Origin of the sequence: Roseofilum sp. SBFL (assembly GCF_017746885.1) — a bacterium.
GTDB lineage: Bacteria > Cyanobacteriota > Cyanobacteriia > Cyanobacteriales > Desertifilaceae > Roseofilum.
In genome coordinates, this window is the sequence record NZ_JAGHZH010000034.1 from 18,281 (window position 1) to 31,062 (window position 12,782).

At 43.2% G+C, this 12,782-nt stretch carries 10 protein-coding genes; 6 read left to right on the top strand and 4 right to left on the bottom strand.

Annotated elements, in window-relative coordinates:
• The first annotated feature begins 60 nt into the window (after positions 1-60).
• Positions 61-1,710, top strand: coding sequence for an adenylate/guanylate cyclase domain-containing protein (locus J7545_RS03530; RefSeq protein ID WP_318699887.1), 1,650 nt, complete (start codon positions 61-63; stop codon positions 1,708-1,710).
• A 119-nt stretch (positions 1,711-1,829) separates the two neighbouring features.
• A complete protein-coding gene (locus J7545_RS03535; RefSeq protein WP_318699888.1) occupies positions 1,830-2,621 on the top strand; it encodes a ParB/Srx family N-terminal domain-containing protein in 792 nt (263 codons plus the stop codon).
• Positions 2,622-2,712: 91 nt separating this feature from the next.
• Here the strand turns inward: J7545_RS03535 and J7545_RS03540 are convergent, their stop codons facing one another.
• The 4 genes from J7545_RS03540 to J7545_RS03555 form a co-directional block, all read right to left on the bottom strand.
• Complete coding sequence (locus J7545_RS03540; RefSeq protein ID WP_318699889.1) at positions 2,713-3,015, bottom strand: DUF3082 domain-containing protein; 303 nt, start codon at positions 3,013-3,015, stop codon at positions 2,713-2,715.
• Between the two features lie 35 nt (positions 3,016-3,050).
• Positions 3,051-3,998, bottom strand: a complete 948-nt coding sequence (gene ispE / locus J7545_RS03545) for a 4-(cytidine 5'-diphospho)-2-C-methyl-D-erythritol kinase (protein WP_318699890.1) — start codon at positions 3,996-3,998, stop codon at positions 3,051-3,053.
• 3 nt (positions 3,999-4,001) lie between these two features.
• On the bottom strand, positions 4,002-4,946 hold the full coding sequence (locus J7545_RS03550) for a glycosyltransferase (protein ID WP_318699891.1): 945 nt from the start codon (positions 4,944-4,946) through the stop codon (positions 4,002-4,004).
• 305 nt (positions 4,947-5,251) lie between these two features.
• On the bottom strand, positions 5,252-6,319 hold the full coding sequence (locus tag J7545_RS03555; RefSeq protein ID WP_318699892.1) for a CAP domain-containing protein: 1,068 nt from the start codon (positions 6,317-6,319) through the stop codon (positions 5,252-5,254).
• 249 nt (positions 6,320-6,568) lie between these two features.
• On the opposite strand from J7545_RS03555, the gene J7545_RS03560 reads away from it, so the two are divergent.
• From J7545_RS03560 to J7545_RS03575, 4 genes are read left to right on the top strand one after another with little or no spacing between them, the layout of a single operon-like run.
• Positions 6,569-8,725, top strand: coding sequence for a PAS domain S-box protein (locus tag J7545_RS03560; protein WP_318699893.1), 2,157 nt, complete (start codon positions 6,569-6,571; stop codon positions 8,723-8,725).
• A 13-nt stretch (positions 8,726-8,738) separates the two neighbouring features.
• The gene (locus tag J7545_RS03565) at positions 8,739-9,875 is read left to right on the top strand and encodes an ATP-binding protein (protein WP_318719139.1); all 1,137 of its coding nucleotides are present in this window, start codon (positions 8,739-8,741) and stop codon (positions 9,873-9,875) included.
• Entirely contained in the window at positions 9,853-11,622 is a 1,770-nt protein-coding gene (locus J7545_RS03570; RefSeq protein ID WP_318719140.1) for an EAL domain-containing protein, read from the top strand. The genes J7545_RS03565 and J7545_RS03570 overlap by 23 nt, the downstream gene beginning before the upstream one ends.
• Positions 11,623-11,667: 45 nt before the next feature.
• Positions 11,668-12,762 (top strand): response regulator, encoded by a 1,095-nt coding sequence (locus J7545_RS03575; protein WP_318699896.1) that lies wholly within the window; start codon positions 11,668-11,670, stop codon positions 12,760-12,762.
• Positions 12,763-12,782: the final 20 nt, after the last annotated feature.

The window sequence follows — 12,782 nt, forward strand, 5'->3', positions numbered from 1 at the left end:
ACTTGATTAAAGTCTGTTCTGAGCTTTATTTTATCCCTTATCATCCCGCATGAAAACACTATGCCGTACTTAATCTACGCTCCCCATAGTCAGGATGAAAAATTATATGAACTGCGTTGGGGAATCAATAGCTTGGGGCGATCGCTCGATAACATGATTGTGATTAGTCACGCCAGTATTTCTCGCCATCATGCCGAAATTCACTGGACACCGAGTGGGGTGGAGATGTGTGACCTCAATAGCAGTAATCATACCTTTATTAATGAAAGTCGAATTGACAGTAAATTACTCAAAGATAAGGATATCATTCGCTGCGGTAAAATTAGCTTTCAATATCGAGAGCAACTGGACGTTGTTGAAGAAGAAACGGGTTTAGATCCAGAGGAACATCGCACTATTATTAAAGAGTTTTCCCTCGATCGAGGCGACGTGGGAATACCTGAGTTATTGTCCGATCAAGAACAATGCTTAACCGTACTCAAATTGCGAGAACAGGATGAGCAAAAACGGAAAGAAGATAAACTCAAACTTTTGTTAGAAGTGAGCAAACAGCTCTCTTATCCCAAAAGACTCGATAAGTTACTCAAAAAAATCTTAGAAATTCTGTTGGATTTAATGCAGATTGACCGTGCTGCTATTTTATTGATCGATCCCCAAACCGAAAAACTGCAAGTTAAAGCGGTACATTCCCAAGTTGGTATTCATGCAGACTATCAATTTTATAGTAAGAAAATTACGAATTATGTTTGTGAAAAGCAACAAACTATTATGACGGCAGATGCCCAAATGGATCGTCGGTTTAGTGATTCTGATTCGGTCATTAGTCAATGCATTCATGCCTCAATTTGTGCCCCTCTCAAACCTCGTGATACGGTCATTGGGGTGTTATACGTGGATAATCTATCCTTGGCTAATGTCTATTCCGATGAAGATGTAGAATTTTTAACTGCTTTAGCGAACCAGGCGGCGATCGCGATCGATCATAGTCAACTCTATCAGAAAATGGAATCCGAAGCCGTTCTCCGGGACAAGCTAGAACGGTTTTTTCCCAAAGCTGTCAGCCGTAAACTACGGGAAGAAGGCAACTTGAACAAAATTGTAGACACAGAAGTTACAGCTCTATTTTCCGATGTCAGTCAATTTACACAAATGTCTTCCCTCATGTCTCCCCGCGCAGTCATTGAGATGCTCAATGAATACTTCAGTATGATGGTCGAAGAAATTGTCTTCCCCTATGAAGGAACCCTCGAAAAATATATTGGCGATGCCTTAGTTGCCGTCTGGGGATCGCCTTATCAAAGAGAAGATGACGCAGAACGCGCAGTCAAAGCAGCCATTTCCATGCAATGGGCTGTTAGACGGCTGAATATCCAGCGCCAACGTCGCAACCACCATCCCATTCATATTCACATTGGTTTAAATACGGGACGAGTGGCTTCCGGAAACATTGGTACAGAACGCCTGATTCAATATGCCCATATTGGCGATACGATGAATGTAGCCAGTCGCATTTGTAGTGAAGCTAAAGCCAATGAAATCCTCATTTCTGCCAGCACTTTCGCCCAATTGAACCAGCCTCAAATTCCTGTAGAACGTTTACCCCTTGTACAAGTCAAAGGCAAAAAAGAGCCTCTACAATTCTATCGTGTTCTCTGGGAAGAATTGCCGTATCAAGATACTTTAAATGTAGAGGAAGAGAGTGAGGAATAAGAACCACCGGGTTTTATCCTTTCCTTGTGGATATAATTATTTTAAGATTTAATTAATTTGACAGATTAAAGTCTCGCCATTACCCTGTACGAGTATGCATTTTTTGGTGAGTTTGACCTGTGCAAAAATTCTGGCTCTTCTGTCTGACTCTAGCCGTTTTGGGTTTATCGATCGTTCTTCCTCCATCCGCAGACGCTAGAATTTCCCCTTGTCCCTTGCGTCCTCCTCAACTGAGAACGACTCTGGAATGCCAGATTGCGATCGCCGATTTGCATCCCACACAACCCGTGGTGGGTAAATATCAAGTGCAATATCAGGTCGCTGTTTTAAAGGTCATCGATCGCGGAGAATCTTCTGAATATGCAACCGTTGAAGACTATGTAAATCAGCGCAAAGTACCAGTTGTTTTAGGTCCGGGGAATCAATTTTATATGGTTGACTCTCACCACACCATGAGTTCAATTTGGGAATATTATCAGGGCAATCCCAATATTAGGGTAAACATCGAAATTATTCAAGATTGGCGAAATAAACCGGATTTTTGGTCAGCGATGAAAGCCAATAACTATACCTATCTAGGAACCCCTGGAAATACAATTAGTCCTGAAGATCTGCCCCATAACCTTGGTGAATTGAAAAACGATCCCTATCGTGCCGCAGTTGGCATGGCACTTAATTGGGGATTTTTTGAGCGGCCGAAGGGCGAAAAAATATTTTTCTACCAATTCAAATTAGCGGATTGTTTAAAAGAATTCGGCTTAACTTTACCGGAAGAAATTAACCGTTCCCATGTCTATCAAACTCTAGCCATGATTCACGATCCTGAATATAGCTACGGCAACAGTTCCGTCTGTAATATTCCTCGACCTCAAGAGTTGTCTTTAGAAGGAATTGTGAAAAAACTGCAATGATAAGCGCTTTGCGCTAGGAAATAGTGAGTAGAGAGTAGACTAATGCCACTAATGAGCGCTGATAATACGTTCTGTTTCATCCAAACGGAGATTAATGGGCACTGCTTTTGCGAACGGTGAGTTGAATGGCTAGAGCTAACAATCCGACTGTAGTCAGAGCAAATACGCCAGTTGCTAATAATCCCATGCCCATGACGAGGGTGCGGACGGCTGCACCAATATTTAAGGCGATCGCATTTTTTGTCGCGAGCGGCTTATTGGCAAATGTCTCGATAATGGACATGGAGAGGAAATAGAGAAATGAGGTAATCGCCCCACTCATCAGAGCGCCAGTTAAACAGCGCACTGGGGTAACATTGGCAGAAATAGCCGGTTTACTCGTCTGTTCAGACATTGATTCGTTATTATCGATCATGATTGCTAGAGTACCTATTCGTCACTCACTTTAATGCCTGTTGGTGAAAACTGAGCGACCCATAAGTTGAGATCGGGGTCATTTAATTGTTGTTCGATGTCGTTTTTAATGCGGTTAGCTTCCGCTTGAGATTCGGTAAGGGCAAATATAGTAGACCCTGAACCCGACATCAGTGTACCTAGTGCGCCAGCTTCTATAAACCGTTGTTTGAGGGCGACCAGTTGGGGATATTCAGGTAAAACAATTTTTTCAAAATCATTCCGCAATTCTTCGGTAATGATCGCATGATTCTTGCTGGCGATCGCCCTCACTATCGGCCCGGAGTGAACTTTTTGACCATAGGCTTCAATATGTTCTGGGTCGCGAATATAGGACTCTTCATAGATGTTGCGATAGGTTTTATACGCCCAAGCGGTGGAAATCTTCACGCTTTCATACTTGGCCAACACCACATACAATCGATCGAGATCCGGCAGAGGGGATAACTTTTCTCCCCGTCCCGTAGCTAAAGCCGTTCCCCCTCGAACGCAAAACGGCACATCTGACCCCAACTGCTCTCCTAACCGTTCGCATTCTCCCTGAGTTAAGCCCAAATTCCATAACAAATCCATTCCCACCAATACAGCCGCCGCATTACTCGATCCTCCGGCTAACCCAGCAGCGACGGGAATGTGTTTATCAATGCTAATATTGACACCTCCATATTGGGCGAAGGCTTCGGGAAACGCGGAACACATCAACTCCGCTGCACGATAGGCTAAGTTACTAGAGTCACTGGGAACATCGGGATGGTTACAGGTGATGCGGATGGTATCTGTACCAGAGGGTTCGATGTGCAGGCGATCGCACAAACCCACACTTTGCATAATCATCGCCAATTCATGATAACCATCGGCGCGATCGCCGACAATCTCCAGATATAAATTAATTTTCGCGCACGCTAATAGGGTATATGAACGCATAGTTTAGGAGTTAGGGGTGAAGGGTTCGATATAGCGGGCATTTTCCGGCAGATCGGAAAACGTTTGCCCTTGGGTTCTGGCTTGGAACATATACAACCCTAAAGGAGTATTCACTAAGTCTACAATATCGGCCTTCCCTAAGAGCATTTTGGCGCTGGTGAGGGGGACTTCTTTGAGCACCCAACGTGTCATCCGATAGAGAGTTTCTTTGAGCGTTAGGGAACGCATCAAGTCTACGCCATGGAGTTGATGCAAATAGCGGTTCGATTTTCCATAGCGATACCATTGTTTTTGTAGCTCTTGGAGGGTGCGACGATGGCGATGTTTGACGGTTGCATCGGGGACAAATTCGTATTTCCAATCAGTTTCGCGCAAAATACGCCAGCAGATATCTGCATCTCCTCCCGTGGTTAAATAGGGACGAAACAGTCCCACTCGATCGAAAATAGAGCGACGCACCGCTAAGTTGGCAGTTTGTCCATAGGGACAAAAGGGGTTCGCGAGGGTATGTTTTTGGGAGAGGGTTTCTTGGCGATCGGCGTGTTGTTCGAGTAGAGTGTTACCGGGAAGCGCGATAATTTCGCCCACCGATAACCCAATGTCTGGCTTGGCAAAGGGTTTAACCAGGTTTTCTAGCCATTCCGGTTGGGGACGACAGTCGGCATCCGTAAAGGCAAGAATGTCATACTGAGCTGTTTTGATGCCTAAGTTTCGCGCTGCATAAGAACTTTGGATCTCGGTTTGACTGAGGGGTTTGAGGTTGGATAAGTCGGCACTTTGGAGAATTTCCGAGGTGCGATCTCTGCTACCATTATCGACAATCAGGTATTCTAGGCGATCGCTTGGATAAGTCTGGTTCCGAAACCCCGCTAACAACTCCGGTAAATCCTCCTCACCGTTATACACCGGCACAATAACCGAAACCTGGGGAAAGAAAGGTGCGTTCATAATGTCTGGGAAATGGATATAGGAATTTTTGCTGTTATAGCAAGGAATGAGTTGCTTATCTCGAAGTTTACTCGATTGACCAATCCTCAAAGGTTAAACCGGGCACGCACTCAAAATCTTTCCGATTCCGTGTGATTAGGGTTGCTCGTTGGCTTATACCATTTCTCTATGATGATGCGCTTTAAAAAGGGGCTGGGGTTCCTTGTCTCTCAGGGATAGATTAGTTGCAAGATTAAAGAGAAATGGTAATAGTATCCATCCTTTAATTAATGAAAAGATTCCAATTGACCCATCAATGCCGAATTTTAGATGGCAATAAAATCTCTGGGATCGAGTTGACTCGGCGCAATATTGGGGAGAATGGCTAAAACATTGGTCGTTCCGGCTTGATAAATTAATGTGGCGTTGGCTAATTCTCCACTGCCAGAATTGAAGGTTAAACTATTAAACGATAAGCCTCCAGTTAAACCCATACGATCTTCGGCATCGTTGTAAAAGATTAAATCTGGCACACCAGGACGGAGAACAAAGATATCGTTTCCTGTGCCACCAATAACAACATCCGATCCCAGGTCTCCATAGAGGATATCATTACCCGCTCCGCCATCGAGGTAGTCTTCATTTTGGCCGCCGTAGAGGATATCATCGCCATTATTACCAAAAACCCGATCGTTTTGGCGATCGCCAAAAACAAAATCATTTCCCTCTCCCCCACTCACAAAATCATTCCCTTGACCTCCGCGCACAGAATCATTACCCAAATCTCCGGCAACTTGGTCATTGCCTAAGTTTCCATTGACATAATCATTACCACTATTCCCTCGAGCAATATCATCTCCTCCTAGAGCAAAAATAGTATCATTACCAACCGTTCCTGTCATTTGGTCATTGAGATCGGAACCCAGGGTAAAGGGTGTAGTCGGATTGACCGGAGTCGGTGCAGGTGCGGGAGTTACGACACCATTACGAGGACTCCCAAACACTTGTGTCCAATAAGAATTGTAGTTAACATTACCCGTATCATTAGCCAGAAAAAAGTAACCAACTCCAATTTCCTGTAAATTGGCATTAAGGATATTGGCTCGATGTCCAGGACTATTCATCCATCCCTCAACCACTTGTTCTGGCGTTTGATATCCTGCAGCAATATTTTCAGCTCCTGTAGAAGCTTGATATCCGGTAGCGCTGATGCGATCGCCAATAGAGCTATTGTCTAAGCCCGTATGACTAAAAAAGTCCTGAAAGGCCATATTCTCAGTATGGCTTTGAGCCGCTTGCGTCAACTGTGCATTAACAACCAGAGGAGCTAAACCGAATTGACTACGCTGAAAGTTCGTCAATTCCACAACCCGGTTAATAAATTCTTGACTCATAACATTCACCTCATGAATGAGTGGCTCTATAGAGATCTCAGAAACATGACGGCTGTTTTATGCAAAATCGCAAAAAGTGTAATAAATCTTAGCACTAGTGCCTTGACCAGACTAGAATCGTGCATTGATCGATGCATGAGGGTATAGGGAATTTCTTCCCCATCTTTTTCTCAAGCACTACTTTAGAGCACAAAGCTCTTCCTCACTGCGCTAGGATAAGATAGCAGGAGTTACGTATGGGGAGGAAGAATGGTCTCAAAAGATGAGACATTAGCTGAATTTCATCAGCGTTATACCATAGAACTGCGAACCTATCTTCAAGGAACAGTCAGTTGTCCCGAGGATACAGAGTCGGGAACCAGCTTGGCAATGGATGAGCAAGAAGGTTTGCTTGCACCTACCGTTCCCGTATCCGCCAATATTTTTTTAGGACAACTGGCATTTGCTTCGGATATCAGTGTCGTTGATGTTGTCCATATCCATCAGATCGCCTGTGGCAAGTTAGGCTCAGAGAATAGGGAGAAAGAAGAAGAGTTTTTACGACTGGTCTTATCGGCCTATGAGCGATCGCAACGTTTAAACGCTCGTCAAGGCCAATTTAACCGCTTACCTGATATTTTATATTCTATTAACACAGAATATTATCTACAACGCTGGAATCCGGGTCTCGAAAAAGTCACGGGTTTAAGTCAAACTCGGTTAATGAATGAATCGGTTTTGATTCTCTTTCCTCCCGAAGAGCGATCGGCGATTACCCAACATATTCAACAAGCCTTTCGGGACGGACAAAATGAAATTGATACCCTACTGCTGACTCGTGCAGGGCCTATTCCCTACCGCATCAGAGGGATGGTGATGAAAAATGAGGATGGGGTTGTAGTCGGTCAAGTCGTTCTGGGTAATAGTTTAATTGAAACAACCCTCAATATTGAAGCCTTGCGAGATTCAGAAGAACGATTTCGCCATCTAGTAGAAAACCTCAATGAAGTATTTTGGTTAACGGATATTGATAACCAAGCCATTATTTATGTCAGTCCTTCCTACGAAAAAATTTGGGGTCAATCCTGCGAAAGTTTATACGAAAATCCCCAATCCTGGTTAAGCGTTATTCATCCTCAAGAGAGAGATCGCGTTCAAGCAACCTTACCCGCTCAACGTCATGGCCCTTGGGAACAAGAATACCGTATTCTGCTCTCCAGTGGTCTCACCCGCTGGATTCGTACCCGATGTTTCCCTGTGCGTCATCCCCTTGGCGATCGCATCTATCGTTTAGCCTCTATTTCCGAAGACATTACCCAACGCAAACAAACCGAAGCCGCTCTAGAGCGATCGATCTCCCTTTTACAAGCCACATTAGACTCTACCGCTGACGGCATTTTAGTCTTAAATCGAGAAGGTGATATCCTCAATTATAATCAACAATATGTACAATTGTGGCGCATTCCCCAGCACATCTTATCTCCTAGAAATTCCCAGTTGGTGAACGCCTTCTTGCTCGATCAAATGCGTTATCCAGAAGACTTTATTAACTTCATCAATCAGAACTATCAAGACCCTACAGAAACTCATCAACATCTGATTGAACTCATTGACGATAGGATGATTGAACTGATCTCTAGACCCTATGAACTCAGTGGCTACATTCGCGGCAGAGTTCACTGTTTTAGTGATGTCACCAGTCAACGAAAAGCCGCTGAATCCCTAGAATCTCTCAATGAAGAATTGGAGGCTAGAGTTAAGAAAAGAACCGCGCAGTTAAGGCACCTTAATGAAAAACTTCAATTATCGGTGCAAGAAAAAGAAATCTTACTCAAAGAACTGCACCACCGCGTCAAAAACAACTTGCAAGTGATTGCCAGCTTATTAAGATTACAATCAAGCTATGTGCAGAATCCCCAAGATCGAGAACTCTTCAAAGATAGTGAAAATCGCGTCCGCTCCATGAGTTTGATTCATGAGAAACTCTACCATTCCCAAGAAATGGGAGAAATCAATGCCCAAGATTACTTTTATACAGTTGTCAGTAATTTAGTCAGTTCCTACAGCCGATCTTCTCAAAAGATCGAGATCGACTTAAATCTTGAATCCATTGCCTTAGATGTGGACACAGCAATTCCCTGTGGCTTAATTGTCAACGAATTAGTTTCTAATTGTTTTAAGTATGCCTTTGTAGAACAATCATCAGGAACAATTACAGTAGAATTTATCCGTCAGGATGATATAACTCTGAGTCTTTTAGTCCAAGATGATGGTTGGGGATTACCGGAAAACTTTGACATCGAAGAAATCGATTCTTTAGGCTTAAAACTCGTCCAGAATTTAGTCGAGCAACTTGAAGGAAATTTAAAGTTAATGGGTGAGCAAGGAACTTATGTCAAAATAACTTTTCCGTGGATTGATAAATAAAAGGCAGATCAAAATGATGAATTTGATAAAAATATTAGTCGTTGAAGATGAGCGGATTATTGCCATGGATATCTGCAATAGCTTGCAGCGGATGGGATATGTAGTCGTCGGAATAGTCAACTCGGGGGAAAAAGCCTTAGAAAAAATGCTAGAAGTTAAGCCAGATTTAGTATTAATGGATATTGTACTGAAAGAGGAAATGGATGGCATAGAAGCTGGAGAAAAAATCATCCATGAATTTAAAACACCTGTGGTTTACTTAACCTCTCATACCGATCCGAAAACCCTAGAGAGAGCGAAGAAAACCAACCCCTTTGGCTATATCGTCAAACCCTTTGAAGAGCGCGACTTAAATACCACTTTAGATATTGCCCTGGCTCGCGCTCAGGTAGAAATAGAAATGAAAAAAAATATAGCCAAAGAGCGAGAGTTGCTAGACTTAAAATCTCGGTTTATTACTATGGTTTCCCATGAGTTTCGTACCCCATTAGCAACGATTTTATTTTCAGCAGGATTATTAGAAAAATATAGTCATAAATGGACAGAAGATAAAAAACAAATTCATTTCGATCGGATCAAATCTGGTGTCCAGCGTATGACTCGCATTCTCGAAGATATCTTGGTTATTGGTCAGGCAGATCCTGAACCATTAAATCCTAAACCCAAAGGGCTAGATATTCAAACGCTGTGTACCCAAATGATTGATGAAATTAAAACGTCCTCCAAAACTCACATAGACATTGAGTTCAAAACAGATGATCTCCATACTCATAAAGTTTATTTAGATCCAGAATTAATGGGACATATTGTTTATAATTTACTCTCAAATGCGGTGAACTATTCACCAAAAGGTTCTCAGGCAATTATCGAGTTGGCAAATAAGGATAAAAACTTAATTTTAAAAGTAGAAGATCGGGGTATGGGGATTAGCCGGTCAGAGCAAGAACACTTATTCAAATCTTTCTATCGCGGTAGTGAGGTGGAAAATATCCCCGGAACGGGGTTAGGATTAGCAATTGTTAAGCGGGCTGTGGATTTACAGCACGGAGAGATTACAGTAGAAAGTGAGGTGGGAGTCGGTAGCACGTTCACCGTGGTTTTACCTTTAAACTTATCAGAGACTGACTATGGCGAAAATTCTGGTCATTGAAGATGATGAAGCAATTCGGGAAAATGTTCTGGAATTGTTGGAATCAGAAGGATATCAAGTCCTGGGTGCAGAAAATGGTCGCGAAGGGTTGAAGATCGCCCAAAACGCGATACCTGATTTGATTTTATGCGATGTGATGATGCCGGAGTTAACCGGTTATGCGGTATTAACGACACTACAAGAAAATCCAGCTCTTTCCCATATTCCATTTATTTTCTTAACGGCAAAAGGAGATCGCCTAGATTTTCGTTATGGAATGGAGCTAGGGGCGGATGATTATTTGATGAAACCGTGTCTGCCCAATGAAATTCTCAGGGCTGTTGCTGCCCGGTTGGATAAAAAGGCGAGTCTGAATGCCCACTATTTACAAGAACTTCAGCGTCAAGCCTCGGAAGACTTGTTAACCCATCTTCCCAACCGTACCCGTTTACGGGATCTCTTCCAAACCCTGGTGCAAAATAGCTCTACACTCGTTGCTGGGCAAGAGCAACTGATCCCAGTGTTATGTATTGGTTTAGATCGGTTTGAGCGGATTAATCATACCCTCGGTTATGATGTTGGAGATCGCCTCCTGCAAGCTGCGGCTCAACGCATCTGGGAAACTTTCGATCCCTCAACTTCAACGATTCTCGCTCGCCTGAGTGATGATGTGTTTGTAGCTATTTTAGGGGAACACCTCTCCCGTCATCAAGTGATGGCACAGATGCAAACTCTGCTTGAACAGCTCTCTCAACCCTTTGCGATCGAGGAGGAAAATCTGGTTATGACCGCCAGTATTGGTATCACTTATTATCCCAGGGATGGGCAAGATATCAATCCTCTCATCCAAAATGCCAGTCGTGCCCTTAATCAAGCCAGGGAACAGGGAGGTAATAAATATCAATTCTATATTCCCACCTTTTACGTCGGTTCGAGCGATCGCCTAAACCTAGAAGCCGATCTACGATACGCCCTAGAGCGCCAAGAACTTGATGTCCATTATCAACCCCAAGTCAGCTTGCACACCGGTAATGTGATTGGAGCAGAAGCCCTCATTCGCTGGCAACACCCAGAGCGGGGATGGATTTCTCCAGCTAAATTTATTCCCATCGCTGAAGAAACAGGATTGATTGATGCGATCGGTAAATGGGTACTAGTGCAAGCCTGTAAACAAGGGAAACACTGGCAGCAATTCAACCCCAACTTTCAAGTGAGCGTTAATTTATCTCCCCGCCAACTTACCCACATTCCCTTGCGCCAATGGCTTTTAGATACTTTGATCTCAATGGGCTATATTCCAGGCACTCTAGAATTAGAATTAACAGAAAATGCCTTAGTTGAACAGAAACTAGAAGCCTTGAAAATCTTAAATTCCCTCAAGTCTATTGGGGTTAAACTCGCCTTGGATGATTTTGGCACCGGATACTCGTCTCTAGAATATCTGAAAGATTTTCCTTTTGACACCTTAAAAATAGATCGTTGTTTTATCAAAAGAATTGAAATGAATATGAAACAACAATCCCTGGTAGCAGCGATCATCAAAATGTCACATTCCCTGGATTTACAAGTCGTTGCTGAAGGAGTGGAAACAGAACCGGAAGTGAGATTTTTACAGGCTCAAAACTGCGAAATCATTCAAGGATATTATTTCAGTAAACCACTAGCGAGGGAGGAGTTTGAGGCGCAAATCCTGAACCCAGAGAAAAGACTGCCGAAGTTACTGCTGCAAAAGCGAGGTAAAGATTGGGATAAATATATCAAAGATTGAGAGTAAACTAGAAAAAAAACTGGAGTGTGAAAGGAGATAATCCGGATGGTTAAAGTATTAGTGATTGAAGATGAGGAAATGATTCGCGAAAATATTCTCGATCTCTTGGATGCGGAAGAGTTTGAAGGGCTAGGAGCAGAAAATGGCTGTATTGGAGTAGAGATCGCTAAAGCCGAAATCCCCGATCTGATTCTCTGTGATGTGATGATGCCCCAATTGGATGGTTATGGAGTATTAGAGCAATTACGCGCCGATCCGAAAACGGCGATGATTCCCTTTATTTTTTTAACAGCAAAAGCAGAAAAAAATGATGTCCGCTCAGGGATGGAGTTAGGGGCGGATGATTATTTAACCAAACCCTGTTTACCCGATCAATTACTCAAAGCGATTAACAGTCGTTTAGATAAACAAGCCCTGATTAAACAAGCGTCTGAAGGAAGATTGGATGAGTTGCGCGAGAGTATTACCCGATCGCTCCCCCATGAATTACGCACTCCCCTGAATGGAATTATGGGGTTTGCGGAACTGATGAGTTATGGAGCAGAAGACTTAAAACCTGAAGAAATCCGCGAGATGGCCGAGCAGATTCTAGTATCGGGTAAAAGATTACACCGCTTGATTCGGAATTTTCTTTTGTACGCTGAGTTGGAATTGACCAGCAAAAATAGCGATCGCCTCAACCAATGGCGATCCCAATCTACTGCCTCAATTCGAGATACAGTTCAAGAAGTGATTATCTTAAAAGCAGACCAATTTGAGCGCACGACCGATCTTAAATATGAGTTAGAAGATAGTTCCGTCCAGATAGAAGCGTCTCGATTACAGAAACTGGTACAAGAAGTCATTGATAACGCCTTTAAATTTTCTCCATCTGGAACCCCAGTTCAGGTAATGACAAAGGTAAAAGATAACCAGCTCATCTTAAGCGTAATTAACTCAGGACGGGGAATGATTCCAGAGCAAATCGAGCAAATTGGAGCCTATATGCAATTTAATCGTAAACTCTATGAGCAACAAGGCTCAGGCTTAGGACTGGCGATCGCCAAACAAATCGCCCAAATTCATCAAGGTGATTTAAGTATTACCAGTATCCCCGACGAGGAAACCCGAATTACCATTACCTTACCCACCGGTTCATAGAGGGATGGAGAGGGTGCGGA